We start from the raw sequence: 25,736 nt of genomic DNA, 5'->3' as shown, positions 1-25,736 counted from the left end.
AGGCTCCCCTTCAACGCGAGCCGCCCCGGAAATCACCCGTGGTTACAGGGGATCGCCGGGGCGGAACACGGTTCTTTACTTGGATACGACGGCCAGCACGTCGCGTGCCGACAGGATGAGGTATTCCTCGCCGTTGTACTTGATCTCGGTGCCGCCGTACTTGCTGTAGATGACGGTGTCACCCTCCGACACGTCGACCGGGATCCGCTTGTCGCCGTCCTCGTCCCACCGGCCGGGGCCGACTGCGACGACGGTGCCTTCCTGCGGCTTCTCCTTGGCGGTGTCAGGAATGACCAGACCGGACGCGGTCGTGGTCTCGGCCTCGTTGGCCTGCACGAGAATCTTGTCCTCGAGTGGCTTGATGTTCACCTTCGCCACGATTGGAGCCCTCCACTATTTGGGTCGGGTCCGGGGCGTGCCCGGACCGGAGTTGGCGGTCGGTCCGGGGGCTTGCCCCGAACCGCCCGAATTGTCAGGTGTTTCGGCATCCGTCCGCACCCTCGCGCCGTCGTCGCGGGTGCCGACACGGGGGGTTGGCCGATTGCCACCTAGCACTCTATACATGAGAGTGCTAGCACTCAAGGCCGCCCTGCTGCTTCCCTCGGGTTGGCGCCGAGCACTCAGCTGACCTGCCCTTTTACCACCGGCAGCCCGGGGTCGCTGGGCACGTCCAGCGGTGAGGGCGACGCCCCGGCGGCCACCAGATGCGCGGCGAACGCGGCGATCATCGCCCCGTTGTCGGTGCACAGCCGCGGTCTGGGGATCCGTAGCGTCAGGCCCGCCGCCGCGCAGCGCTGCGTGGCCAGCTCCCGTAACCGGGAGTTGGCGGCAACTCCCCCGGCGATCAGCAGGGTCCCGACGCCGAGTTCGGTCGCCGCCCGCACCGCCTTCATGGTCAGCACGTCGGCGACGGCTTCCTGGAAGCCTGCGGCGATGTCAGCCGTGGCGGCGTCGGGGTGGCTCTCGACGTATCGCGCGACGGCGGTCTTGAGCCCGGAGAAGCTGAACGCGTGCGGGTCGTCGGCCGGGCCGGTCATGCCGCGCGGGAAAGTGATGGCCTCGCGGTCGCCGCTGCGGGCCAGGTCGTCGAGCACCTTTCCGCCCGGATAGCCCAGGCCCAGCAGGCGCGCGACCTTGTCGTAGGCCTCGCCCGCGGCGTCGTCGACGGTGCTGCCCAGCTCGACGATCGGCTCGCCGAGCGAACGCACGTGCAGCAGATGCGTGTGGCCACCGGACACCAGCAGCGCCACGCACTCGGGCAGCGGCCCGTGTTCGTACACGTCGGCGGCCAGGTGCCCACCCAGGTGGTTGACGGCGTAGAACGGCACGTCCCACGCGGCCGAATACGCTTTGGCCGCAGCCACTCCCACCAACAGGGCACCGGCGAGGCCGGGCCCGATCGTGGCGGCGACGACGTCGGGTCGTTCCACACCGGCCGCGGACAGCGCGCGACGCATGGCGGGACCCAGGGCTTCCAGGTGCGCCCGCGAGGCGATCTCGGGCACCACCCCGCCGAACCGGACGTGTTCGTCGACGCTGGATGCCACCTCGTCGGCCAGCAGTGTCACTGCACCGTCAGCGTCCAGCCGCGCGATGCCGACTCCCGTTTCGTCGCAGGAGGTTTCGATAGCCAGGATGGTGGTCACAATGCTCCCCCGCAAGCGGGAGGTGCCCCCACCCGCCGCATCGTGTACGCGTCGGCGCCGCTGACCCGGTAGTAGCGCCGGCGCAGGCCGATCTGGGTGAACCCGGCGCTGCGGTACAACGCGATGGCCGCCTCGTTGTCGGTGCGCACTTCCAGATAGACCGCGCCGCCTTCGGCGAAATTCAGCAACTCGTCGAGCAGGCGGCGGCCGATGCCCCGCCCCTGGAATGCGGGGTCCACACCGATGGTGTGCACCTCGTATTCGAACGGCGGTTTGCGGCCCAACCGGGAGATGCCCGCATAGCCCACCACGCGGCCGGCGGCGCGCGCGGCCACGTAGTGGTTGTGCGAGCTGGCGAGTTCGCGGTTGAACGCCACCGCCGGCCATGGATCGTCACCGGGGAACAACAATGCCTCTAGCTCGGCGCACCGCTGCGCGTCGGCGGGGGTCAACGCGCCGAGTGTCACGGGCTCGCTGCAGGCGGTCATCGAGCCGCCAACGGCTTGGCATCGGGCCGGCGCAGATACAGCGCCACCAGCGGCAGTGGGCGCTCCGACCAGTCGGGCACCGCGGCCACCAGCCCGGCCGGCGTCGGATGGACGGGCTCGCACACCGGCAGACCGAAGAGGGCCGCGTGCTCGGGCGAACCGGCCACCATCCGCGCCGGTCCGGGGTCGACGTCGGCAGGCGCATTGACCGCCGGGCCGAACATGCGGACCCCGTCGCGGTATCGCGCCCAGTAGACCTCGCGCCGCCGGGCATCCGTGACCACCAAGGTGTCGCCGGTGGTCAGCACGCCGATGGCATCCAGGCTGCATACCCCCCGCACGGGGATATCGAGTGCATGACCATACGCGGCGGCCGTCGCCATCCCCGCCCGCAAGCCGGTGAACGGGCCGGGGCCGCAACCCACCACCACGGCGTCCAGATCGGTCATCGTCAGCCCGGCATCGCCAAGCGCCGCAAGCACATTCGGGGTGAGCCGTTCGGCGTGCGCCCGGGCGTCGACGGTGACACGCTCGGCCAGCACGGCATGATCGGACAGTCGCACGACGCCGGCCGTGACTGCAGGCGTCGAAGTGTCCAGGGCGAGAACGATATTCACGAGCTGTTCCACTCCCAGGTCGCGATCCGCGCGTCGGAGTGGCTGACCCGCTCGAGGCGGACGTCCAGGTGCCGCTCGGACAGGCGTTCGGCCAGGCCTTCGCCCCACTCCACCACGACGACCGCGTCGTCGAGCTCGGTGTCGAGGTCCAGCGAGTCGAGCTCGCCGAGCAGGTCGGCGCCCCGGTGGTCCAGCAGCCGGTAGACGTCGACGTGGATCATCGCCGGCGCGCCGGGTCGCCGCGCCTGGTGCACCCGCGCCAGCACGTACGTCGGTGAGGTGACCGGGCCGTCGACATCCATCGCCGCGGCAATACCCTTGGCCAGCACCGTCTTTCCGGCGCCGAGCGGACCGGAGAGCACCACCACGTCGCCGGCGCGCAGCTGCTTGCCCAGCCGGGACCCCAGCGCGACGGTGTCCTCGACGCGCTCGCAGGTGGCGGTGCCCTGCTCAGGCATGACGCCGGAACCGTTCCCGCAGACGCCGGTAGCGCAGGACCACCTTGCTCGGCGTGGCGCGGTTGACCAGCCGGACCAGACCGTCGTTGATGGCTTCGTGTTTGTCCAGCAGCGCCAGGTGACTGGCCCCGGTGACGATGACAAGCTCGGACTGCGGCAGACAGGCCGCCATCTTCCTCGAGTACTCATCGGGGGTGATCAGGTCGTGGTCACCGCAGGCGATCAGCGTCGGAATGCGCAGCAACGTCCACAGCCCGGCGGTTTCGTCGTGCACTTCCAGTGCCCGCAAGAATCCCACCAGGGTGGCGATCGGGGTGCCGTTCATCATGCGCTGGGAGAAGGCGTCCAGGCTTCGGCTGACGTGCAGGTCGCTGTAGGACGCGGCCCGCAGAACCGGCGCGATCAGCGACCGCGACACATTGCGGCCGCGGTGCGTCAGCTTCGGGGCGGAGCGGGCGGTGAACCGAAGCGCTTCCACCGCAGGGTTTTTCAGCACTTCCCCTAACGGGGAACGGGCAACGCCTTCGGCGGCGGAGGAAATCAACGCCGCGCCGACGATCATGCGCCCGTACTGTTCGGGGTACTGCCGGGCGTGCGACAACACCGTCATGCCGCCCATCGAATGGCCGACCAGCACGACGACCCCCTGCGGCGCGGCCTCGGTCAGCACGGCTTCCAGATCCTGGCCCAGCTGGGTCAGCGTGTACGTTTCGGGCTCGCCTTCGCCGGAGAGCCCGTGCCCGCGCTGATCGTAGAAGACCATCCGCACCCGCGGCCCCCATTTCTCGGCGAGCCGGGTGCGCTGGAAGTAGAAGGCGCCCATGCGCAGACAGAAGCCATGGGCGAAGACCATGGTCACTGGCGCGTCGACCGGGCCGACTTCGCGGACGGCCAGCGGCACGCCGTCGGCCGTGATCACCACGTAGCTGCGGTCGCTGCTTATTGTCTCGAAATCCTCGTCGGCGTAAGGGTCTTCGACGTCCGTGGCCCGTTGGATCATCGAGCGGCGGGCCGAGGCCCCGACGATGGTGGCGACCGCGGTCAGCCCGGTGCCCCCCGCAAGCCAAACCCTTTCCCGGTGGCGCCTGCGGGTTCTCTTATCGCTCAACGGTTCCGGCCTCGCGATAGGTCCTGGTGATGCGCCCGCGCGGGCTGGTCACCACTTCGTAGTGGATGGTGCCGAGCAGGTCGGCCCAGTCCTGGGCGGTGGGCTCGCCGCTGCCGCCGGGCCCGAACAGGATCGCCTCGTCGCCCTCGGTGACGTCGATCGGGCCGGGACCCAGGTCGACGAGGAATTGGTCCATGCAAATCCGCCCGACGCCCGGGCGCCGCCGCCCGTTGATCAACACATCAAGCCGGCCGCCCAGCGACCGGAAAACACCGTCCGCGTAGCCGATCGGCATCAGTGCCACGGTGGTGTCGTGCTCGGCGATCCAGGTGTGTCCGTACGACACACCGTCGCCGGCCCGGATCGACTTCACCAGCGCGACAGCGCATTTCACCGTCATCGCGGGTATCAACCCCAGGTCGCCGAGCTGCGGCACCGGGCTCAGGCCGTACACGGCGATGCCCGGACGCACCATATCGAAGGCCAGGTCGGGACGGGCCATGGTGGCCGCCGAATTCGCCAGGTGCGCAAGTTCGAAGGTGACCCCCGCGTCGCGCGCCTGCGCCAGCATGTCGCCGAGCCGCTGCGCCTGAACGTCGTTGATCGAATTGTCGGGCTGGTCGGCGTAGACCATGTGCGACATCAGCCCGCGCAGCCGGACGGCGTCCTCGGCGACGGCCTGGCGCAGCGCGGTGAGCATCGACGGGTATGACGCGGGGGCGACACCGTTACGGTTCAGCCCGGTGTCGACCTTGACGGTCACGGTCGCGGTGCGGCCGGTGCGGCGCACCGCGTCCAGCAGCTCGTCGAGCTGGCGCACCGAGGACACGGCGATCTCGATGTCGGCGAGCAGCGCGGGCCCGAAGTCGAGCCCGGGCGGGTGCAGCCAGGCCAGCACCGGCGCGGTGATCCCGTCGGCGCGCAGCGCCAGCGCCTCGTCGACCGTGGCGACGCCCAGCTCGGCCGCCCCGGCGGCCAGTGCGGCGCGGGCGACCCGGGTGGCCCCGTGGCCGTAGCCGTCGGCCTTGACGACAGCCATCAGCCGCGCGGGACCGGCGTGCTCGCGCAGCACCCGCACGTTGTGCTCGATCGCGCCCAGGTCCACGACGGCCTCGGCGAGGACCCCAGGGCTCAGGGATATCGGCGTAACGGCCACGGCCGCCATTGTCCCAGAACCGGCTCCGCGGCCCGCCCGCGAGCGTCAGTGCGCGAAGTGCTGGGCCTCGTAGTGCCCGCCCGGCTTGAGCTTGTCGAGCGAGGCCAGCGCGGTGCGGGCGTCGTCGTGCAGGGCCCGGGCCAGGTCGGCGGACAGGCCCTCGCGAACCACGATGCGCAGCACCGATATGTGCGTGGCGTTGTCGGGCATGGTGTACGCGGGCACCTGCCACCCGTAGCCACGTAGCTCGTGGGAGACGTCGAACTCGGTGTAGCCCAGGCCGCGGGCGAGCCGGAAGCTGACCACCGGGATCGCCGAGCCGTCCGAGATCAGCTCGCAGTGGTCGGCCTCGCGTAGCTGTTCGCCCAGCCACCGCGCCGTCATGGACAGGGCCTGCATGACCTTGGTGTAGCCGTCGCGGCCTAGCCGCAAGAAGTTGTAGTACTGGCCGACGACCTGGTTCCCGGGGCGGGAGAAGTTCAGCGTGAACGTCGGCATGTCGCCACCCAAGTAATTCACGTGGAACACCAGGTCCTCGGGCAGGTACTCCTTGCTTCGCCACACCACGAACCCGACACCGGGATACGTCAGCCCGTACTTGTGGCCGCTGACGTTGATCGACACCACCCTGGGCAGCCGGAAATCCCACTTCAGCTCCGGATGCAGGAACGGAACCACGAAGCCGCCGCTGGCGGCGTCGACGTGCACCGGCACATCCACGCCCCCGTCGGCGGCGAGTTTGTCCAGCGCCGCGCAGATCTCGGCGATGGGCTCGAGTTCGCCGGTGTAGGTGGTGCCCAGGATCGCGACCACGCCGATGGTGTTCTCGTCGACGGCGTCGACGACCTGCTCGGGCGTAATGATGTAGCGCCCCTCCTCCATCGGCAGATAGCGGGGTTCGACGTCGAAGTAGCGGCAGAATTTCTCCCAAACCACTTGGACATTGGAGCCCATCACCAGGTTCGGGGTGCGGCCTTCCCACCCCTTGCCGACCTTCTGCCGCCAGCGCCATTTCATGGCCAGGCCGCCCAGCATCACCGCCTCGCTGGAGCCGATGGTGGACACCCCGCAGGCGCTGCCCGGGTCGTCGTCGCTCAGGCCGTCGGCGTGGAACAGGTCGGCCACCATGCACACGCAGCGCTGTTCGATGGCCGCGGTCGCGGGATATTCGTCCTTGTCGATCATGTTCTTGTCGAACGTCTCGGCCATCAGCTTGCCGGCCTCGGGGTCCATCCACGTGGTGACGAAGGTGGCCAGGTTCAGCCGGGAACTGCCGTCGAGCATCAGCTCGTCGTGGATGAAGCGGTAGGCGGCCTCCGGCTCCATCGACTCCTCGGGCAGCCGCAGCGCGGGAACGGGCGCGGTGAACAGGCGGCCGGTGTAGGCGGGGGCGATCGAGTGCGCGGGCACCGACGGATGACTGCGGGACACGGCGGATCCTTTCGTTGGTGCTACAGGGCGGCCAGGGCGGCCCGGATGTGCGGGACCATCCGCGACGACGACGTCGGCGCCTCGCCGGGTCCGGGGTCGGCGGCGGACAGCTCCGCCGCGCGGGCATGCACGAACGCCGCGGCCGCGGCCGCCTCTCCGGCCGGCAGCCCGGAGGCCAGCAGCGCGCCGATCATGCCCGAAAGCACGTCGCCGGAGCCCGCGGTCGCGGCCCAGGACTGCCCGGCTGGATTGAGATAGACCGGGCCGCCGGGGTCGGCGACGATCGTGACGTTGCCCTTGAGCAGCACGGTGGCGCCGAACGTGTCGGCCAGTTTGCGGGCGGCGCCCACGCGATCGTCGCCGGGCGGACTACCCGCGAGCCGCGCGAATTCGCCGGCGTGCGGGGTCAGCACGGTCGGCGCCGCGCGGTTGGCGACGAGATCGGGATGGGCGGCCAGGATGGTCAGCCCGTCGGCGTCGACGATCACCGGCAGGTCGGTCTCCAGCGCGAACCACAGCGCCGCGGCCCCGGCGTCGTCGGTGCCCAGGCCCGGCCCGACCACCCACGACTGCACCCGCCCGGCGGCCGCCGGGGTGGGCGCCGCGATGACCTCCGGCCACTGCGCGAGCACCTCGGCGTGGGCACTACCGGCATAGCGGACCATGCCGGAGGTGGCCGCGACGGCGGCCCCCGTGCACAGCACCGCCGCACCCGGATAGGTCGACGAGCCGGCCATCACCCCCGTCACACCCTGGGTGTACTTGTCGTCGTGGGGGCCGGGCACCGGCCACCGCGCGGCCACGTCGGCGGCTTCGAAACCCAGCATGTCGGTCTCCGGCAGATCGAGCCCGATGTCGACCAGGACGACGCGCCCGCAGTCGGCCAGCGCGTGCACCGGCTTGAGCCCCCCGAAGGTTACGGTCAGCGCCGCCCGCACGGCAGGGCCGGTGATCGCTCCGGTCTCCACGTCGATCCCGCTGGGGGTGTCGACCGCGATCACCGGAATCCCCTCTGCGGCGGCGAACACCTCGGCGGCCCCCGGCCGCAGCGGTCCCGAGCCGGAAATGCCCACGACCCCGTCGATGACGAGATCGGTTGTGGCCGGGACACTTTCGACGACGCGCCCGCCGGCTTTCCGGAAGGCCGCCAGCCCCTTGCGGTGCGTGCGATCCGGCTTGAGCAGCACCGCATCGGCTCCCGCGCCGCGACGGCGCAGGAAGGTCGCCGCCCACAGCGCGTCGCCGCCGTTGTCGCCCGAGCCGACGACCGCACACACCCGACGGCCGGCGACCCCGCCGGTTCGGGCGGTGAGTTCCGCGATGATCTCGGTGGCCAGCCCGAAGGCGGCCCGTCTCATCAAGGCCCCGTCGGGCAGGCTGGCCAGCAGCGGCGCTTCGGCGTCGCGGATCGCGTCTACGGAGTAGTAATGCCGCATCGAAGCCAGCCTAGGTTTCCCCGGACCGGAAGCGGCGGAATGCGGTTCCGAGTTTCGCCGGGTTCAGCGGCGGGCGCTTGCGCTCACGCGCCATCGGGTAGAAGCAGAGCCCGATGAGGATCGACGCGAAGTGGCCGATCGCGGTGAAGTTCAGCGCGTGATGGTTCATCGTGAGCAGCGGGAAACCGAAGATGACGAATAGCACGCCGAGGTAGCCCCAGCGCCACGGCCGCGCAATGTGATAGGTCAGCACGGCCATCACGCCGACAAGGAAATAGCTGACGCCGATGTCGCGCGCGTGCACCAGCCTTTCCGGCGCTTCGTGTTCCTCGATCGCGTAGTAGAGGATGCCTTCGCTGATGTAGGTGGCGAGGATGTGCGACGTCAATCCCACGGTGAGCCAGCGCAGCTGGCCCAGCCAGTGTTCGGCCGGCGCCAGGAAAAGGGTGAACAGCAGTAAGAACGGCTCCAGGTTCTTGCCGTCGATCCACAGCAGGCTGGAGAACAGCACACCCAGCGGGTTGGTGCCCAACTCGTGGATGTTGGTGGAGCGGTGCAGCAGCACGGAGTGCAGTTCCCGCCCGGGAAGTTGATTTTGCACGATCGTCGTGATCAGCAGCACCAACAGCCAGCTGTAGGTCAGCGGCGCATCGATGATGAAGCGCCAGACCGCGAGCGCCATGCCGCGCAGTCGTGTCCTCACCGATGCATTGGCCACCGCTCAACTGTTGCACGCCGGCGACGCGGCCGTCGCTGACTCGTCCGGAGGCGACTCCGCTGCTTCCCCAGCTGGGTTCTCGGCCGGCTTTCCAGGTTTGACGAAATCGGGCGGTAAGTGCCGCCACCAGCAGGTGATGTACACCATCATCGAGAGCACCAGCACGACGACCACCCAGAGCACGACCCGGACGTCGATCCAGGAGCCGAACGGCGGCGCGTTGGGCAGCGCGTTGCGCAGCGGTACCACCGCGAAGAGCATCGCCGCATACCACGTCGTCATCGGCGGCTGGAACTGCCGTTTGTCGAGCGCCGTCAGAACCGCAACGACGAGGCCGAGGGCGGCCAGCCCGACGAGTACCCCGACGATGACGACGGCGAACGCCACAGTGCCCGCCGACCGCTGCAGCTTCACCTGGTAGGGCGCCAGGCCGTCGGCCGTGGCGGGGGCGGGAATGTCGATCTGCCAGCCGGCCAGCCGGTCCACGAACCTCACCGCGGCCCGTTCGGGCCTTTGCTCGGGACCGCGGAAGAGTTCGACGGTGACCGGCCCCGAAACGTAGTGGTCGAAAGGCCAGTTGGTCACGTCACCGCTGAGGGTGAGCGGAACCGGAAACGTGCCGGGCAGCACGTCTTTCGACCACGTGCGCTTGGTGGGCGTTGCCGTGGAGGTGACCACCACGCTGAGGTCTTCGGTGAGCCCGTGCGTGCGCGGATCCAGCAGCGCGGGCCCGGGCGCGATCGACATGTTGGTCATCAGCACGGTGTTGCTCTGCGCGACGTCCTGCAGGTCGATCGTCACCGTGGTGCCGTCGGAGGTCGGCTGCGCTCGAGTCAGGTCATGCGGGCCCTTACCGGCGCTGCCGTACAACGTGGTCGATGCGATGTAGGCCGCGATGAAGAGCAGCAGACCCGCGATGCCCAATTTCATCAGCGACGACTCCCCCTGTCGAGTTCAACGACTATTCGACGGTGACGGATTTGGCCAGGTTTCGGGGCTTGTCGACGTCATAACCGCGGGCCTGCGCCACGGACGCCGCGAACACCTGCAGCGGGATGGTCGACAGCAGAGGCTGCAAAAGTGTTGACACCGAGGGGATTTCGAACAAGTGATCGGCGTAGGGCCGCACGGTGTCGTCGCCTTCTTCGGCGATCACGATCGTCACCGCGCCGCGGGACTGGATCTCGCGGATGTTGGACAGCAGCTTGGCGTGCAGCGTGGCCGACCCCTTCGGCGAGGGCATGACGACGATGACGGGAAGGTCGTCCTCGATCAACGCGATCGGGCCGTGCTTGAGTTCGCCGGCCGCGAAACCCTCGGCGTGCATGTAGGCCAGCTCTTTGAGCTTCAGCGCGCCTTCCAGCGCGACCGGGTAGCCGACGTGGCGACCCAGGAAGAGGATGGTCGAGGACTGGGCGAACCGATGGGCAAGGGCCGCCACCGGTTCGACCGTCGCGAGGACCCGCGCCACCAGGTCTGGCATCGCCTCCAGCTCGCGGTACTCGCTTTCGACCTCGTCGGGATACTTGGTGCCGCGGGCCTGCGCCAGCGCCAGGCCGACGAGATAGTTGGCGGCGATCTGCGCCAGGAATGTCTTGGTCGAGGCGACGCCGATCTCCGGGCCGGCGCGGGTGTAGAGCACCGCGTCGCACTCGCGCGGGATCTGCGAGCCGTTGGTGTTGCAGATCGCCAGCACCTTGGCCTTCTGATCCTTGGCGTGCCGGACCGCTTCCAGGGTGTCCGCGGTCTCGCCCGACTGCGAGATGGCGACCACCAGCGTGCTGCGATCCAAAACCGGGTCCCGGTAACGGAATTCGCTGGCGAGCTCCACTTCCACGGGAAGCCGCGTCCAGTGCTCGATCGCGTATTTCGCCAGCAGCCCCGAGTGATACGCGGTGCCGCAGGCGACCACGAACACCTTGTCGATCTCGCGCAGTTCCTGGTCGGACAGTCGCTGTTCGTCGAGCACGATCCGGCCGTTGACGAAATGGCCGAGCAGGGTGTCGGCCACCGCGGTGGGCTGCTCGGCGATCTCCTTGAGCATGAAGAACTCGTAGCCGCCCTTCTCGGCGGCGGACAGGTCCCAGTCGATGTAGAACTCGCGGTATTCCACGTCTTCGTTGCCGTGGAAGTCGGTGATCCGGTAGCCGTCGGCCTTGAGCACCACGGCCTGGTCCTGGCCGAGTTCGACGGCGTTGCGGGTGTGGGTGATGAACGCGGCCACGTCGGAGCCGACGAACATCTCGCCTTCCCCGACCCCCAGCACCAAGGGCGTCGACCGGCGGGCGGCGACGATCGTGCCGGGTTCGTCGGCGTTGGCGAACACCAGGGTGAAGTGGCCCTCCAGCCGGCGCAGCACGGCCAGCACCGAGGCCACGAAATCACCGGCCGTTGCGCCATGGCGGTAGGCCTGCGAAACCAGGTGCACCGCGACTTCGGTGTCGGTGTCGCTGGAAAACTCGACGCCGTCGGCCTCCAGTTCGTGGCGCAGGTCGGCGTAGTTCTCGATGATCCCGTTGTGGACGACGGCGATCTTGCCGGCGGCGTCGCGGTGCGGGTGGGCGTTGCGGTCGGTGGGCCGGCCGTGGGTGGCCCAGCGGGTGTGGCCCAGCCCGGTGGTTCCAGTTAGCGCTTCGGCCGGCATCTCGGCCGTCGTCTTCTCCAAGTTGGCCAGCCGGCCGGCCCGGCGACGCACGGTGAGTTTGCCCATGCCGTCCAGCAGTGCGATTCCCGACGAGTCGTAGCCGCGGTACTCCATCCGGCGCAGTGCGTCCATGACGACGTCGAAGGCAGGGCGCTGCCCGACGTAGCCGACGATTCCGCACATCCTGCACAGGGTAGTGGAGCGGCCCTGGCGGTCCCAGCAGGCCGGACCGGCAGCGCGTTGACCTGCGTAAATGTGCCGAGAGGCGGGCATCGCCGGGCGCGGTCGTTCGCGAAACGCACGCCACGGGCGTCCGCGGCGCCTACATTTCAGCCGAAATCATATTCCTAAACAATGCGTGTTTGTCACCTAATGTATTTCTGACGTTTCCTATACTTTCATTGCTCCATCGCGACGCACACTTAAAATTCGGGATATCGGCAAGTGAAAGGAACCGTCACTACGACGAATGATGTTGCGGCGCAGTAGTTATGCCGCAACACAGACCGCCCCACCATCGATCAATTTGTTTTTAGTTGTCAGCTCTCGTAGACCTCAATGCCGATATCCGCAAATTCATCTCGGAACTTCCGCGCAATCTTTTAGGAGCGGATCATGACTGCTGTTCCGTACGACGAAGCGGTGGCGAGCCCTCGGCCGCCGATCGATCGGGGTGACCCCGTGCTGGAGACGGCCGCTCGTTTGCTGAGCATTCCGCTGCGCCAGGTGTACGCGGCGCTCTGGCGGCTCGGGCTGATCGAGGTGCGCTAACGTCGACGCGTGGCCCGAACCCGCAAGCTCGTCAAAGCTCTAAGCCGGCGCGGCCCACATCGGGTTTTGCGCGGTGACCTGGCGTTCGCCGGTTTGCCGGGGGTGGTCTACACGCCGGAAGCGGGACTGAATCTGCCCGGTGTCGCGTTCGGTCACACGTGGCTGGCCGGCGTCGCCCGCTACTCGGGCCTGCTGGAGCATCTGGCGTCGTGGGGCCTCGTGGCCGCCGCCCCCGATACCGAACGCGGCCTGGCGCCCTCGGTGCTCAACCTGGCCTTCGATCTCGGCACCACCCTCGACATCGTGGCCGGCGTGCGGCTCGGGCCCGGCAAGATCAGCGTGCACCCCGCCAAGCTCGGCGTGGTGGGCCACGGTTTCGGCGGCTCGGCCGCGGTCTTCGCGGCGGCCGGCATGCCGGCCAAGCCCGCGGCCGTGGCGGCGCTGTTCCCGACCGTCACCAGTCCCCCGGCCGAGCAGCCGGCCGCGACGCTGGGGGTCCCGGGTTTGATTCTGACCGCGCCGGGTGACCCAAAGACGTTGAATTCCAACGCCTTGGCGCTTTCGCGCGCGTGGACCGCGGCCACGCTGCGCATCGTCAATAAGGCCCAACCCGGCGGCCTGGTCGAGGGCCGGCGGCTGACAAAAGCGGTCGGGCTGCCCGGCGCGCATCGCGGCACGCAGCGATCGGTTCGGGCGCTGCTGACCGGGTACCTGCTCGCCACGCTGGCTGGCGACAAGACCTATCGCGCCTTCGCCGACCCGGACGCGCACCTGCCCAAGACGGATCCCGTGGACCCCGACGCACCGCCGATCACGCCGGAAGAAAAAATCGTCGCGCTGCTGAAGTGATTGCGGCCACACCGAACGGGTAGTCGCGCGCAATGGCTAACGTCCAAACGCTCTACAACCGCTGGATCGCCGAACTCTGGGCCGGCCGACCGGTCGCGGCCGAGATCGTCACCGACGACTTCGTCGGCCATTGGCCCGACCGGGACGTACACGGGCCCGACGAGCTCCAGCAGATCGTCGAGCAGACACGAAACATGGTGTCGGGCTTGACGTTTTCTGTTGAAATCGGGCCCTTTTCCGACGGCGCATTCCTCGCCGGCCGGTGGGTCGGCACTGGCCAGGGCCCGGACGGCCCGGTCTCGTTCACCGGCAATGACATCCTCCGTCTCACCGGCGACGGTCAGCGGTTCGCGGAGTACTGGACGGGCACGTCGGCAGGCTGAGGTCCACGTCGAGCGAAATTCACCTCGTGGTATGCATCGTTGATGCGAATCGGGATCGCTCTGGATTATTCGGGCGGGTTTAAAGAGGCCGTCGACCGCGTCGTCGAACTTGAGAAAGAAGGCATCGACATCGCGGTGGTGGCCGAGGCGTATTCCTACGACGCCATCAGCCAACTCGGGTACCTGGCCGCCAAGACCAACACCGTCGAATTGGCCACCGGCGTGGTTCCCATCTACATCCGCACGCCGTCGTTGCTGGCGATGACCGCCGCGGGCCTGGACTTCGTGTCCGACGGCCGGTTCCGTCTTGGCATCGGCACGTCGGGGCCTCAGGTGATGGAGGGGTTTCACGGCGTCCCGTTCGACGCCCCGCTGGGCCGCACCCGCGAGGTCGTGGAGATCTGCCGGAAGGTGTGGCGCCGCGAGCGGGTGCAATACGACGGCAAGTACTATCAGCTCCCGCTGCCCGCGGATCGCGGAACGGGCTTGGGTAAACCCTTGCAACTGATCAATCATCCTGTGCGCGAACGTATTCCAATAACGATCGCGGCGCTGGGACCGAAGAACGTCGAGCTCACCGCCGAGATCGCCGAGGGCTGGCAGCCGGTCTTCTATCTTCCCGAGAAGGCCGACTCGGTCTGGGGCGAAGCGCTGAAAGCCGGTGCCGCAAAACGGGATCCGGCTCTGGGACCGTTAGACGTCATGGTGCACGCGTCGCTGGCCATCGGCGAGAATGTCGACGACCGGCTGGCGTGGGCCAAGCCGCAGCTAGCCCTCTATCTCGGCGGAATGGGTGCCAAGGGCCGCAACTTCTACCACAACCTCGCGACGCGCTACGGATACGGCGAGGTCGCGGACAAGATCCAGGCGCTGTATCTCTCCGGCCGCAAGCGTGAGGCGATCGACTTGGTGCCCGACGAATTGGTGCGCGGGATGTCGCTCGTCGGACCGCGCGGCTTCATCGCCGAGCGCCTGGCCGCCTTCGCCGAATCCGGCGTCACGACGCTGTTGGTAAGCCCGATGGCGACCGACGCCGAAGAGTCCGTGCGCTTCGTCGAGGAAGCGCTCCAGCTGCGGCCCTCCTGAGCACTCACTGTCCCGCCTGCGGAAGCTGATCGGCGGCGATCTGGCAGGGGGTTGATCCGTCGGTCGGCGGTCCAGCGGCCGGTGCGGGCGCGGCCGCCGGCGGCGGTTCACCCGGCGGCGCTTCGGCCGGCGGGAGCGTGTCAGCCGGTGGCGGCGCTTCAACCGGCGGCGCGCCCACCGGTGGGGGCGCTTCGAACGCTGCGTCAACCGGTTTATCCCCGGCGGCCTTGTCGCCCTTTTCGGGCGGCTCGGATTCTTCCGCGTCGTCATCGGTCCGGTCGTCGGAATCGTCGCGCTCATCGTCCGGATGGAACGGATCCTCGCCGAACGCATCCTCGTCGAATGGGTCTTCGCCGCCATGCGCATCGCCCGCCGACCCCAACAGCCCACCCATCGCACCGACGATTCGGCTGGCGAGTCCGCCCAGGCCGCCAAGACCGCTCAGTCCGCCGAGATCTCCCGCGCCGCTGGGCATCCCCGAAGCACCACCAAGCGACGTTCCCAAATCCGGTAGCGGAGCGAGATCAGTCGGCGGTGCCGCGGCAGGGGCCGCCGGCGGTGCCGCGGCGGCGGGTGCGACCGCGGGCGGTGCCGCAGCGGCCGGTGTTACCACAGCCGCCGCGGGCGGAGCGGGCAGAGCGGGCGCGCCCGGCGGGACCGGCGCGACCGGCTGCCAGCCGGGGCCGAGGTCGCCGGGAAGCTCGAAGTACACGACCGGCGTGGCGGCCATCCTGTCGGTGACCATGTCGTAGGACGCAGCGACCCCGGCGAGCGACGAGCGCATCGAGCTCACCCACTCGTTGCGAATGTCGTTGTCCACGTAGGGTTTCACCTGCTCCCGGACGATCTCCGCGGCGGTCCACCGATCCCCGGCCCCGGTCGTGAGGGAAGCGGCGGCGGCCAACCAAGTCGGGCGCTGCGCCGCCGTGCGATCGTCGATGGCGACGGCAGTCGCGACCTTTGCGTCGACCAGACACCACAAGTTGTCGCGCAGCGACTCGCATCGCTGGGCCGCAGCGCGCACTTCGGTCGCAAGGGTGGCTGCTTCATCGCAATGACGCTGCAGAAACGCGAGCGCCGCGTCTCCCCCGGGTCCCGTCCAGGCCGCCGCCAGCTCGCCGAGCTGGGCGCGCTGCATGCGCAGCCCTTCCGTCACTGCGTCGCCCGCGGCCCGCAGCTCCGCGCAATCACGGTCGAGCGCGTGAAGATTCAGGCCGTCTTCGGTTCCGTACCCGTCGCGGATCTGGCTGGGGTTCGACGTGAGGTCGGACTCTTCGTAACCCAGCGCCTGGCAAGCGCGCACGTATGTTTGCGTGTGCTCGACGGCGAGCCGGCCCTCGGCAAGGCGCTCGGCTACATCCAAACGATCGCCCACTATCAGGCGATCTGCGCTGCGGCATACAACTCGGCGTCGGCATAGCGTTCGGCGCCCGACCGCAGGGCCACAGCGATCGCGACGGACGCCCGCGACCACTGCGACAACTGCGCCACAAGTTGCTCCAACTGGCCGCGCAAAGCGTCGCCGCGCGCGGTGTGCGCCCGCCCCGCGGTGGCGCCGCCGAACGCCAGCCCGGCCAGGTGGTCACTCACCGCGGCGTCGACCAGCTCGGCGGCACCGCGCAATTGGTCGGCGACCCTATGCACCGCGGCGACGTCGACCCCGGTGCGGGTAAAAGCGTTGTGTCGTCCTGGACTATCGAATCTCATGCCTAATCCGACGCGGGATCCCCCGTCGGGGTTCCCGGATAGCGGATCAGCCCTGAGCGCTCACCGCTTCGGCGACTTGGGTGGCGACGTGCCGAGCCACGTCCACTTCGGGCGCTTCCACCATCACGCGGATCATCGGTTCAGTTCCCGAGGGGCGCAACAGAATTCGCCCGGTATCACCGAGCTCCGCTTTGGCCCGCTCCACCGCGGCCTGCACCGCGGGCGCCGCGGCGGCGGCGGCCTTGTCGGCGACCTCGACGTTGATCAGCACCTGCGGCAACGTCTGCATCTGCGAGGCAAGGTCGGCCAGCGACTTGCCGGTCTGCACCATGCGGGTCATCAGCCGCAGGCCGGTGACGATGCCATCGCCGGTCGAGCCCAGCGCGGGCATCACGATGTGGCCGGATTGCTCGCCGCCGAGGCTGTACTCGCCGGCCCGCAACGCCTCCAGGACATAGCGGTCGCCGACGGCGGTGGTGCGCACCGTAATCCCGGCCGAGCGCATGGCCAGGTGCAGGCCCAGATTGCTCATCACCGTGGTCACCAACGTGTTCGAGGCCAGCTCGCCGGCCTCCTGCATCGCGTGCGCAAGCACGACCATGATCGCGTCGCCGTCGACGAGTTCGCCGTTGGCATCGATCGCCAGGCACCGGTCGGCGTCGCCGTCGTGCGCCAGGCCCAGATCGGCGCGGTGGTCGATGACGGCCGCCCGCAGCGAATCCAGGTGCGTCGAGCCGCAGCCGTCGTTGATGTTCAGTCCGTTGGGCTCGGCGTGGATCGGGATGACCCGGGCGCCGGCCGCGCGATAGGCGCGCGGTGCGGCCACCGACGCCGCGCCGTGGGCGCAGTCGACGACCACGGTCAGGCCGTCGAGCGGTGCGGTGCTGACCTTGCCGACGTGGCGCAGGTAGCGGTCGGCCGCATCCTCGGCGTCGAGAACACGGCCGATCCCGGCGCCGACCTGGCGCAGCCCGGGCCCGGCCGCGACCAGTTCTTCGATCTGGTCCTCGGTGTCGTCGTCCAGCTTGTGGCCGCCGGGGCCGAAGATCTTGATGCCGTTGTCGGGCATCGGGTTGTGCGACGCCGAGATCATCACCCCGAAGTCGGCGTCGTAGGCGCCGGTCAGGTAGGCCACCGCGGGGGTCGGCAGCACCCCCACCCGCAGCGCGTCCACGCCCTCGCTGGTCAGGCCTGCGATCACCGCCGCCTCCAACATTTCGCCGCTGGCTCGCGGGTCGCGACCGATCACGGCGACTCGGCGGCCCGGTCCCGCCGCGCTCGCCAGTCGCCGCGCAGCCGCCGAGCCCAGCGCCAACGCCAGCTCGGCGGTCAACTCACGATTGGCGACCCCGCGAACGCCGTCGGTGCCGAATAGTCGACCCATGCGGATAAACCTCTCACAGTTGACGGTCGTGCACCTAACACATGCCCGTTCATTTCTGGACGAAACCGTGCGTGTTTGCGCGCGGACACGCCGCTAAAGGTGCAGTAGATGCACGGTTGCGGCCAGAAAGTGATCGGTGATCAGCGCTTGCTGTACTGCGGCGCCTTGCGCGCCTTCTTCAAGCCGTACTTCTTGCGCTCGGTGGCACGCGGGTCACGGGTGAGGAACCCGGCCTTCTTCAGAGCCGGCCGGTCCTCCGGCGAGGCCAAGATCAACGCCCGGGCGATGCCCAGGCGCAGCGCGCCGGCCTGACCAGACGGGCCCCCGCCGTGCAGCAGCGCGAAGATGTCGAAGCTCTCCACCCGATCGACGGTGACCAGCGGGGCCTTGATCAGCTGCTGGTGCACCTTGTTGGGGAAGTAGTCCTCGAGGCTGCGGCCGTTGAGGTCGAACTTGCCGGTGCCGGGCACGATGCGGACCCGCACCACGGCCTCCTTGCGGCGGCCGACGGTCTGGATCGGCCGCTCGAACACGAACGGTTCGCTGGGCTTGGCCGCCGGGGTCTCGGCCGGAGCGGCGGGGGTTTCCGGGGTTTCTGGGGTCGCCGCGGTCTCGACGGCCTCGGTTGTTTCGGTCACTGGGCCACCTGCTTGATCTCGTACGGAACCGGCTTTTGTGCGATGTGGGGATGCTCCGGGCCCGCGTAGACATGGAGCTTGCGCTGGATCTGACGGCTGAGCTTGTTCTTGGGCAGCATGCCGACGATCGCCTTTTCCACGACGCGGGTCGGGTGCTTTTCCATCAGCTCGCCGATCGTGCGCTTGTGCAGGCCGCCGGGATACCCCGAGTGGGTGAAGGCCAGCTTGTTCTGCAGCTTGTCGCCGCTGATGGCGACCTTGTCGGCGTTGATGACGATGACGAAGTCGCCGCCATCGACATTGGGAGCGAACGTCGGCTTGTGCTTACCGCGCAGCAGGGTGGCTGCCGCGACGGCAAGGCGGCCAAGCACCACGTCCGTGGCGTCGATGACGTACCACGACCTCGTGGTGTCACCCGCCTTGGGCGCGTATGTGGGCACAGCGCTTACCTTCTTCTTCTCGAGGTGGATCCCGGTGTGACCCGGGTATCGGTCAGGCGTTGACGGTGGGGCTTGATCTCGGCGACCGACATTGACCCGAGGCCCTGGCGTACCGCACGCCAACCGAGCAGCTTACCGACCCGCATCCCCGCAGGTCAAAATGGGCAGACTGGCGGCGGTAGATCAGTTTGAGGGCGTTAACGGTTCTGGCTGCGGCATCACACGAGGACTGACCGACGCCCGCTTTCAATTGCTACGACTCGGCGAGTTCCTTGACCCGCGGATCAACCTCACGGCCCGTATTTTCGCTGGCAGCTACCGCGGCCTGCGCGGCGGCCTTACGGACGTCGAGGCTCCGCTCTTGCTTGCGACGGTCGTTCTCCGTTTGCGACGTTGTTGTCACGGACCCTCCTGTCCGGTCAGCCGAGCGCCACTTGCTCTGCGATTACCTGCACAATCTCAGAATCATCACTAGTAGCCAGGGTAGAGCGCATGAGCGTACCGAGCACCTTCCAGCCCAGTGTGGCTTCCGCGTCGTTAACGCTGAAGGTGCGCTCAAACGCCCACGTGGTACGCCGCCACCACTCACTACGGTTATCGGACCTGTTCTTTTGGAGCAATGTGACGAATACGCCCAGGGATGCCCCGATAGCCGCTAGGACACCGACGATCAGCGGTCCCCATGTCGAGACCGCTGAAGCCGGAGGTGCATGCATCTTCTCGAAAGCGGTGTCAGGAATCTCGACGTTGTCTTTATGGACGGTTTGATCAGGGCCGACCTGTACGGCGTTGTCAGGCACGGTGACAGTGATCGTCTCGGTAGAAGGCGTCGCGCCCGTAGGCGAGGACGAGCTGGTATCCAATGCGGTATGGCCCGCCAGAAGCCAACCTCCGCCGATACCGATGACGAGAATCAGCAAACCCAGGACCCACCCGCGTTTTCTTGGTGACACGCGCGGACCCCCTCCCACCCGTTGACCAGGACGCTAAACCATCGACGGAGGACTGCGTCGCAATCCAGGTAGAAATGACTGTGCGGTCCTGACGGCTCTCCTCCGCCAGGACCGCACAGAGTCTCGTGCATCCGGCTACCTTCCCCAGGCCCCCGCCGCCCGGCGGTCGGCGCCCGCCACCTCATCCGAGCCGTCGCGTACCGCATTTCCAAGGTCGACCAATATCTCGTTGAGCGCCGTCGCCGCCTGATGCCACTTGAGCTGCTCGGCCTGATATGCGGCCGCGGCTTCGCGAGTCCACAACTGCTGCAACGGAGCTATTTGCGACCTCAGCTCGTCCAGCGCAGCATTGAAACGGGCTGACGTGGCGTGAATCTCCTGGCGCACGGAGAATTCGATTTCGCCAAAGCTGTACGACAACACCGGATCCATCGACAGCCCCGCTCAGAGATTTCCGCCGGCAGCGGCGATGTGGTCGGCATGAATCTGACCGGCCTCCTGCAGCATGGCCTCGTTGTGCCGAATCGTCTCGGCGATTGCGTGCAGGACGTGGTAGAGCCTCATCGACTCGGCGTTCCAACGATCGACCGCATCCTTGAACCGCGCGGCGGCGAGCCCACCCCACACCGACTGCGGCACACTGCTCACGCGGCCGATGAATGCCTGCAGCATCACCCGGATTTCTTCGTTGCGGGCATCGGTGGTCGCCGCGACGGAGCGCATCAGGTCGAAGTCGGCGCTCAGTGTGTTCGGTGTTCCCATACCAAGTACGACCATGCGGACGCCCGTTAGGTTCCGTTGATCGCGTGGGCGGATCGGACCGCCTCCTCGCATGCGTCCCGGATGGCATCCTCGCTGCCGGGCCGGCTCTGGCATCCGATACTGATCTGGACCGTTCCGTCCAGCACCACGGTCCAGCGGACCTGGTGGCTGGCGCGCACTTCGCGGTAGGTCACCGCCGGCCGGCCCGCGCTGTTGCCGGAGGGGTTGAAGTCGACGAACACCCCGGCGGGCACGGCATCGATCGCGCGTTTCAATCGCTCTGCGGTGTCGCCCAGCGTCTCCTCCGGTACCGGCGACTGTGTGACGTGCAACGCCGCTTCGGGATCTGATGGCGACGTCACCTGCACCCGTGCTGAACCGGGTCCTGCAATCACCCGCTGCGTGGGCCAGTTCGCCGGCACCCTCAGCGCTACCCGGCCTTCCACCAGAAAGGTCGTGGCCGCAGTATCCGCGCGCGTGACACCGTGACGCCCCACAGAGGCCACCGCCGGCACCGCCGCGGCCAGGACGACGACGGCCGCCCCGATTCCTCTGAGCATCCACGCGTACGAACCGACCTTCGGGTTCGACGGCGATAAGGCCGGCTCGTCGTGGGCCGACAAGGACGGCTGCGCCGACGCGGCAAGACTTGGCAGCGCAGAGTCACCGATCTCCACGACCGTCCGGCCGTTGCTACGCAGCGCGCCGGCGATCAATGTCGAAAGCGCCGTTGCCCCGGCCACCGTGGCCGGCGCGTCGATCAGCGTGACCGTCGTTGTCCCGCATGCGATCTCGTCGACGACACGCGCCACCTGATCGGCGACAAGCCCTGATTCCGTTCGGCGGGGTACGGCGACGACGTCGACACCGGCGATCGACACCAGCCGTTCGGCGATCTCCACCACTACCGCCGCCTCCGGTTCGGGCTTGGACGACTGCCTCAGCAGCCACGATCGCGGGCGTGCGGACACATCGTCGGCAAGGCCCTTGGCAACGGCGGTCACCAGGCCGACGCGCGACGCTGACCACCACGACGGGTGCACCACGACCATGGCTTTGTGTGGGCCCGGCCTCGAGCAGCCCACCGACCGCAGCGCGGTCCGCCACACCGAATCGACGGCGACCGGCCGCCCGTCCACAAGTGCCACCGGATCGTCGATCGATTCCAGCGCGGTCCTCGTGATCTCAGTCATCTCGGCGTCGGCGACCTTGGTTGAGCCGCAACACAATCGGCGGATCGTGCCCGGCCCGGCCTCGATGATGGCGCGATGAGCGCTCACGATAGGCTCATGCCGGCGGGCTCCAAAACACTTGTACAAGCTGTTCGTCACCGGCACGAGCGACCAGAACACCGCGACCCGGTGGCAGCCGGACGGGGCGGCAGCCTAACAGCGCACCGTCGTCTGCACGTCCGCTCATCACGAGCGCCATGCAACCGAGGTCGCGCAGACCGGCCAGCGGAGGCTCGAACAGGGCGCGCGCCGCGCCACCACTGCGCCGCGCCACGACGAGGTGCAGTCCCAGATCCCGTGCATGCGGCATAAACTCGGTGATAGCCACCAGCGGATTCTCGGCCGGGCCCGCGACCAGGTCGTAGTCGTCGACTACGACGTAGATATCCGGACCGGACCACCAAGACCTGGCTCGCAACTGCGCCTGGCTCACCTCCGGAGGGGGCATTCGCTGTCTTAACACGTCGAGGACACCGGGCAGCAATGCACCCAGTGCTGCCGGCGACATGGCATAGCCGCCAAGATGTTCCGACTCGATGACCCCGAGCAGGGAGCGCCGATAATCGACTATCAACAGTTGTGCTTGCGCAGCACTATTAGTGCGTACGATCTCGAGGCACAGGGTCCGTAGCGTCGCCGTCTTTCCGCACTCGTTGTCTCCGAGAATCAACAGATGTGAATGCTGATCGAAATCCACTGTGACCGGCTGCAGTCGGCGCTCCTCGAGCCCGAGCAGGATGCGCCCTGCGAATTCATCGCCCGCTCGGTGGACGGCGGCCTCGCGGTCCACGTGCGCCGACAGCAGCTGTATCGGGGGCGCGGCCGACTCACCGTCACGGCGTGCCAGCTCACTCGGGTTCGTCGGCAGCGCGATCAACATGTGCAGCCCCTCGTGGGAAAGGCCGCGGCCGGGTTGGTCGCGCGGCACCTGCTGTGCCCGCTTGCGGTCGATTTCCGAATCGGCGGGGTCACCCAGCCGCAACTCGATGCGGGTCCCGATCTGATCTTTCAGCGACGGCCGGATCTCGGCCCAGCGCGACGCTGACAAGACTACGTGCACGCCGAATGAAAGCCCCTGCGCCGCCAGAGAAGTGATCGCTTCCTCGAGCGCGTCGAACTCATGGCGCAGGGTCGCCCAGCCGTCGACGACGAGGAAAATGTCGGCCTGCCGAGTGGAATCGGATGCCGCACCGGTTCGATCCAAGTCCCGAGAGCGCACGATCGATTCCATTTCGGCGACCATGCGCGCGACCAGCGCCGGCTCGGCCCTGCCGGCGACGGTGCCCACGTGGGGCAAACTATCTAGGGACGCCAGCGTTCCGCCGCCGAAATCGAGGCAGTAGAACTGCACCTGGCGTGGATCGTGAGTGGCCGCCAGCGCGGTGACCAGTGTGCGCAGCGCTGTCGACTTTCCTGATTGAGGCGCTCCGACGATCGCGACATTGCCTGCGGCTCCGGACAAGTCGACCATGAGCGGCGCCCGGCACTGTTCGAAAGGACGGTCGACGACGCCGATGGGTGCGATCAGGCCGCCCCTCGGCGATCCGGTGTCGCGCAACAGGCTTCCCAGCGGAGGTGTCGGACCGAGCGGCGGGAGCCAGACTTGGTGCGCGGGAGGCCCGTGCACGGACAGCCGGTCCAACACCGCGCCCAGTACGGTTTGCGCGGGTGGCCGACTTGTCCCGGCGTCGTGTGTGATTGGGCCTGCGGCGCGCGTGCTGAACGGCTGCACGGAAGGCGATCTCGTCGCGGTGGTGACGCCAGTCGGCAGGGCGGACAGCGGTCCGGAGACGAATGCGGTCTGGAAACGAATCGGCTCGCCGCCACCGCAGCGCAGGTAACCGGCACCGGGCGTATTCGGTAGTTGATACGCGTCGAGTGTTCCCAGGACGATCCGCGATTCGCTCGCGGACAAAGTCTTCAGGCATACCCGGTAAGAAAGATGTGCTTCCAGGCCTCGCAGCCGGCCTTCGTCGAGGCGCTGGCTGGCCAGCAACAGATGCATGCCCAACGACCGGCCGAGCCGGCCGATCGCAACGAACATGTCGGCGAAATCAGGATGCTGGCTGAGCAGTTCGGAGAACTCGTCGACGACGATGAACAATGTCGGCAGGGCGGCCGATTGCAGGCCGGCCCGCCGTGCTTCTTCGTAGGCCGCGACGCTGCCATGGCCCGCCGCTCGCAGCAATTGCTGCCGCCGGTTCATCTCACCGGCCAGCGCATCCCGCATCCGGGCCACCAGCGGCGCCTCGTCCGACAGGTTGGTGATGACCGCAGCGACGTGCGGAGCACGCGCCAGATCGAGAAACGTTGCGCCGCCCTTGAAGTCGACGAGGAGCAGATTGAGCACCTCGGGCGAGTTCCGCGCCATCATGCCCAATGCGACGGTGCGCAGCAATTCCGACTTGCCCGAGCCGGTGGCGCCCACGCAGAGGCCGTGGGGACCTATGCCGTTTTCGGCGGGCTCTTTGATATCGAGCTCGAGCGACTTTCCGTCGACCGTCGCCCCGATCGGAACGCGGAGGCGATGGTGGCGGTCCTGGCTGCGCCACGCAGTGACGGGGTCGAAACGCGAGAGGTCGCCTAGCCCCATCAGATCCGACCAGCCCAGGCCTTCGCTCCCGCGAGAGGCCGCTTCGGTTCGGTACCCGGCCAGCCGCCGCGCACAGATCAACGCATCGAGGGCGTCCATTTGGTCGGGGCGCTCCAGCGCCAAAGTTTCGCCGGCATCCCTGATTGCCAACGGCGTGCTGCCAGCGCCGACCTCGAGGATGGTCGCGTCCCCAATCACACCGGCCGCGACGCGCTGGCCACGGTCGCTGATCACCACCGCGTGCGGCCCATTCGTACCGGCCAGGGCACGCTGAGCTTCTTGCGGGCTTCGATACACCATTCGCGCCGACCCCAACGTATCGAGCGCGGCCGGATGTTGGTTGTGCGGCAGCCATTTCAGCCAATCCCAGTGACACCTGTTCCCCTCGCTGATCACGGCGACGATCAGCAACTGGTCCGGAGGATGTAACACGGCGAGTTGACATACCATCGCTCGCAGGACTCCGCGCGCTTCGCCCGAATCGCCATCGATCGTTACCGTCGTAGCCGCCCGCAAACTAATCGCAATCGGCGCTTCCTCGATTGTCGAGTGCGCGCGGACAAAACGGTCCAACGCCGTTGCCGTGACCGGGTCCGCGAGCTCCGCGATTGGGATTTCCGGGGCCACCAAACGCGTGGCGAGCGGCTGGGTTCCGACGCCGACGCGGACGACGCAGAAGTCGCCGTCCCTGGCTTGCCGCTCCCACATTCGCGGTCCGCCGATCATCGTCCACAACGTCTCGGGATCGGGATGTCTCCATCTGAGTGACGAGCGCTGTGCCGCAGCGGTTTCCGCGACCGTCGCGCGCAGGCGGCTTAGGTATGCGAGGTATTCGACTCGATCTGCTTCCATGCCTCCGCTGTGCCGACGGCCTCGTCCGGCCACCGTCGTCGCAATCATCGAACCCAGCATCATCACGGGAAAAGCCAGAAACGTTGGACTGCGAGTCATGGTCGACCCCGAAAGGAAGGCCGCGGCCACCGCGCCAAGGCTCCCGAGGGAGATGAAAACGGGCGCCAGGCGCACCAGCGTGCCGGACGACGAGGAACGCTGGAGCTCGGGCGGCGCGTCAATGTTGACGTCCGTCGTCTCGACCGCGGGCGCCGGACGGCGCACCGCAGGCGCAAAAACCTCAGTCACGCCGGCCCCTCCCACCGTTTGACGAACGGTAAGGAGCACCCGAATCGGACGCAACTCGCCTGTGGATAGCCGGAAACCGGGCGATCGAAAACGGGT

At 68.0% G+C, this 25,736-nt stretch carries 27 protein-coding genes; 4 read left to right on the top strand and 23 right to left on the bottom strand.

Features of this window, described 5'->3' with window-relative positions; all coding sequences use genetic code 11:
• Positions 1-75: 75 nt before the first annotated feature.
• From groES to glmS, 12 genes are all read right to left on the bottom strand, one after another.
• A complete protein-coding gene (gene groES / locus A5744_RS13345; protein WP_076061676.1) occupies positions 76-378 on the bottom strand; it encodes a co-chaperone GroES in 303 nt (100 codons plus the stop codon).
• A 242-nt stretch (positions 379-620) separates the two neighbouring features.
• Positions 621-1,646 (bottom strand): tRNA (adenosine(37)-N6)-threonylcarbamoyltransferase complex transferase subunit TsaD, encoded by a 1,026-nt coding sequence (gene tsaD / locus A5744_RS13340; RefSeq protein WP_076061674.1) that lies wholly within the window; start codon positions 1,644-1,646, stop codon positions 621-623.
• Entirely contained in the window at positions 1,643-2,134 is a 492-nt protein-coding gene (gene rimI / locus A5744_RS13335; protein WP_076061673.1) for a ribosomal protein S18-alanine N-acetyltransferase, read from the bottom strand. Before rimI ends, tsaD begins: the two co-directional genes overlap by 4 nt.
• Positions 2,131-2,763, bottom strand: coding sequence for a tRNA (adenosine(37)-N6)-threonylcarbamoyltransferase complex dimerization subunit type 1 TsaB (gene tsaB, locus A5744_RS13330; RefSeq protein ID WP_139331334.1), 633 nt, complete (start codon positions 2,761-2,763; stop codon positions 2,131-2,133). The genes rimI and tsaB overlap by 4 nt, the downstream gene beginning before the upstream one ends.
• Positions 2,748-3,209, bottom strand: coding sequence for a tRNA (adenosine(37)-N6)-threonylcarbamoyltransferase complex ATPase subunit type 1 TsaE (gene tsaE, locus A5744_RS13325; protein WP_076061671.1), 462 nt, complete (start codon positions 3,207-3,209; stop codon positions 2,748-2,750). The genes tsaB and tsaE overlap by 16 nt, the downstream gene beginning before the upstream one ends.
• The gene (locus tag A5744_RS13320; RefSeq protein ID WP_170874488.1) at positions 3,202-4,254 is read right to left on the bottom strand and encodes an alpha/beta hydrolase; all 1,053 of its coding nucleotides are present in this window, start codon (positions 4,252-4,254) and stop codon (positions 3,202-3,204) included. Before A5744_RS13320 ends, tsaE begins: the two co-directional genes overlap by 8 nt.
• Positions 4,255-4,306: 52 nt before the next feature.
• Entirely contained in the window at positions 4,307-5,473 is a 1,167-nt protein-coding gene (gene alr / locus A5744_RS13315; protein ID WP_205866306.1) for an alanine racemase, read from the bottom strand.
• Positions 5,474-5,518: 45 nt separating this feature from the next.
• The gene (locus A5744_RS13310) at positions 5,519-6,904 is read right to left on the bottom strand and encodes a glutamate decarboxylase (RefSeq protein ID WP_076061665.1); all 1,386 of its coding nucleotides are present in this window, start codon (positions 6,902-6,904) and stop codon (positions 5,519-5,521) included.
• Positions 6,905-6,924: 20 nt separating this feature from the next.
• On the bottom strand, positions 6,925-8,340 hold the full coding sequence (locus A5744_RS13305) for a bifunctional ADP-dependent NAD(P)H-hydrate dehydratase/NAD(P)H-hydrate epimerase (RefSeq protein WP_076061663.1): 1,416 nt from the start codon (positions 8,338-8,340) through the stop codon (positions 6,925-6,927).
• Between the two features lie 10 nt (positions 8,341-8,350).
• Positions 8,351-9,058 (bottom strand): rhomboid-like protein, encoded by a 708-nt coding sequence (locus A5744_RS13300; protein ID WP_139329671.1) that lies wholly within the window; start codon positions 9,056-9,058, stop codon positions 8,351-8,353.
• A gap of 3 nt (positions 9,059-9,061) precedes the next feature.
• Positions 9,062-9,988, bottom strand: a complete 927-nt coding sequence (locus A5744_RS13295) for a DUF4436 domain-containing protein (RefSeq protein WP_076061659.1) — start codon at positions 9,986-9,988, stop codon at positions 9,062-9,064.
• 31 nt (positions 9,989-10,019) lie between these two features.
• Positions 10,020-11,885: a glutamine--fructose-6-phosphate transaminase (isomerizing) gene (gene glmS, locus A5744_RS13290; protein WP_076061657.1), complete on the bottom strand. Its 1,866-nt coding sequence runs from the start codon at positions 11,883-11,885 to the stop codon at positions 10,020-10,022.
• Between the two features lie 432 nt (positions 11,886-12,317).
• Between glmS and A5744_RS24660 the strand changes: the two genes are divergently transcribed.
• The 4 genes from A5744_RS24660 to A5744_RS13275 are packed head-to-tail and all read left to right on the top strand — an operon-like array spanning position 12,318 to position 14,791.
• On the top strand, positions 12,318-12,473 hold the full coding sequence (locus A5744_RS24660) for an Rv1535 family protein (protein ID WP_170874485.1): 156 nt from the start codon (positions 12,318-12,320) through the stop codon (positions 12,471-12,473).
• A 9-nt stretch (positions 12,474-12,482) separates the two neighbouring features.
• Positions 12,483-13,322 carry a hypothetical protein gene (locus A5744_RS13285; protein WP_076061655.1) on the top strand — a complete coding sequence of 280 codons (840 nt, stop codon included), beginning with the start codon at positions 12,483-12,485 and terminating at the stop codon, positions 13,320-13,322.
• Positions 13,323-13,354: 32 nt separating this feature from the next.
• Entirely contained in the window at positions 13,355-13,705 is a 351-nt protein-coding gene (locus A5744_RS13280; protein WP_076061653.1) for a nuclear transport factor 2 family protein, read from the top strand.
• Between the two features lie 42 nt (positions 13,706-13,747).
• On the top strand, positions 13,748-14,791 hold the full coding sequence (locus A5744_RS13275; protein ID WP_076061651.1) for an LLM class F420-dependent oxidoreductase: 1,044 nt from the start codon (positions 13,748-13,750) through the stop codon (positions 14,789-14,791).
• A gap of 4 nt (positions 14,792-14,795) precedes the next feature.
• Here the strand turns inward: A5744_RS13275 and A5744_RS13270 are convergent, their stop codons facing one another.
• The 11 genes from A5744_RS13270 to eccCa all read right to left on the bottom strand — a co-directional run bounded on the left by A5744_RS13270 (position 14,796) and on the right by eccCa (position 25,640).
• The gene (locus tag A5744_RS13270) at positions 14,796-16,166 is read right to left on the bottom strand and encodes a hypothetical protein (RefSeq protein WP_076061649.1); all 1,371 of its coding nucleotides are present in this window, start codon (positions 16,164-16,166) and stop codon (positions 14,796-14,798) included.
• Between the two features lie 2 nt (positions 16,167-16,168).
• Positions 16,169-16,498: a type VII secretion target gene (locus A5744_RS13265; RefSeq protein ID WP_076061647.1), complete on the bottom strand. Its 330-nt coding sequence runs from the start codon at positions 16,496-16,498 to the stop codon at positions 16,169-16,171.
• Between the two features lie 46 nt (positions 16,499-16,544).
• Entirely contained in the window at positions 16,545-17,882 is a 1,338-nt protein-coding gene (glmM, locus tag A5744_RS13260; protein ID WP_076061645.1) for a phosphoglucosamine mutase, read from the bottom strand.
• A gap of 140 nt (positions 17,883-18,022) precedes the next feature.
• A complete protein-coding gene (rpsI, locus tag A5744_RS13255) occupies positions 18,023-18,520 on the bottom strand; it encodes a 30S ribosomal protein S9 (protein WP_076061643.1) in 498 nt (165 codons plus the stop codon).
• Complete coding sequence (gene rplM, locus A5744_RS13250) at positions 18,517-18,960, bottom strand: 50S ribosomal protein L13 (RefSeq protein WP_076061642.1); 444 nt, start codon at positions 18,958-18,960, stop codon at positions 18,517-18,519. Before rplM ends, rpsI begins: the two co-directional genes overlap by 4 nt.
• Positions 18,961-19,213: 253 nt before the next feature.
• Complete coding sequence (locus A5744_RS24655) at positions 19,214-19,363, bottom strand: hypothetical protein (RefSeq protein WP_170874484.1); 150 nt, start codon at positions 19,361-19,363, stop codon at positions 19,214-19,216.
• Positions 19,364-19,379: 16 nt separating this feature from the next.
• The gene (locus A5744_RS25040; RefSeq protein WP_240563034.1) at positions 19,380-19,880 is read right to left on the bottom strand and encodes a hypothetical protein; all 501 of its coding nucleotides are present in this window, start codon (positions 19,878-19,880) and stop codon (positions 19,380-19,382) included.
• 168 nt (positions 19,881-20,048) lie between these two features.
• Positions 20,049-20,351: a WXG100 family type VII secretion target gene (locus tag A5744_RS13240; RefSeq protein WP_139331332.1), complete on the bottom strand. Its 303-nt coding sequence runs from the start codon at positions 20,349-20,351 to the stop codon at positions 20,049-20,051.
• 6 nt (positions 20,352-20,357) lie between these two features.
• Entirely contained in the window at positions 20,358-20,675 is a 318-nt protein-coding gene (locus A5744_RS13235) for a WXG100 family type VII secretion target (RefSeq protein WP_076061638.1), read from the bottom strand.
• Positions 20,676-20,701: 26 nt separating this feature from the next.
• Positions 20,702-21,955 (bottom strand): type VII secretion-associated protein, encoded by a 1,254-nt coding sequence (locus A5744_RS13230; protein WP_076061637.1) that lies wholly within the window; start codon positions 21,953-21,955, stop codon positions 20,702-20,704.
• Between the two features lie 7 nt (positions 21,956-21,962).
• Positions 21,963-25,640 (bottom strand): type VII secretion protein EccCa, encoded by a 3,678-nt coding sequence (gene eccCa, locus A5744_RS13225; RefSeq protein ID WP_076061635.1) that lies wholly within the window; start codon positions 25,638-25,640, stop codon positions 21,963-21,965.
• Between the last annotated feature and the right edge of the window lie 96 nt (positions 25,641-25,736).

This window comes from Mycobacterium sp. IS-1264 (genome assembly GCF_001954195.1).
Classification (GTDB): domain Bacteria; phylum Actinomycetota; class Actinomycetes; order Mycobacteriales; family Mycobacteriaceae; genus Mycobacterium.
The sequence above is the reverse complement of the archived record's forward strand: the minus strand, read 5'-3'. Positions and strand labels throughout refer to the sequence as shown.

Bases quoted from the DNA above. Each gene is read 5' to 3' on its own strand.
- rimI (WP_076061673.1), bottom strand. From the start codon at position 2,134: ATGACCGCCTGCAGCGAGCCCGTGACACTCGGCGCGTTGACCCCCGCC.
- tsaE (WP_076061671.1), bottom strand. From the start codon at position 3,209: ATGCCTGAGCAGGGCACCGCCACCTGCGAGCGCGTCGAGGACACCGTC.
- A5744_RS13305 (WP_076061663.1), bottom strand. From the start codon at position 8,340: ATGCGGCATTACTACTCCGTAGACGCGATCCGCGACGCCGAAGCGCCG.
- A5744_RS13295 (WP_076061659.1), bottom strand. From the start codon at position 9,988: ATGAAATTGGGCATCGCGGGTCTGCTGCTCTTCATCGCGGCCTACATC.
- glmS (WP_076061657.1), bottom strand. From the start codon at position 11,885: ATGTGCGGAATCGTCGGCTACGTCGGGCAGCGCCCTGCCTTCGACGTC.
- A5744_RS24660 (WP_170874485.1), top strand. From the start codon at position 12,318: ATGACTGCTGTTCCGTACGACGAAGCGGTGGCGAGCCCTCGGCCGCCG.
- A5744_RS13280 (WP_076061653.1), top strand. From the start codon at position 13,355: ATGGCTAACGTCCAAACGCTCTACAACCGCTGGATCGCCGAACTCTGG.
- A5744_RS13275 (WP_076061651.1), top strand. From the start codon at position 13,748: ATGCGAATCGGGATCGCTCTGGATTATTCGGGCGGGTTTAAAGAGGCC.
- A5744_RS13265 (WP_076061647.1), bottom strand. From the start codon at position 16,498: ATGAGATTCGATAGTCCAGGACGACACAACGCTTTTACCCGCACCGGG.
- glmM (WP_076061645.1), bottom strand. From the start codon at position 17,882: ATGGGTCGACTATTCGGCACCGACGGCGTTCGCGGGGTCGCCAATCGT.
- A5744_RS13235 (WP_076061638.1), bottom strand. From the start codon at position 20,675: ATGGGAACACCGAACACACTGAGCGCCGACTTCGACCTGATGCGCTCC.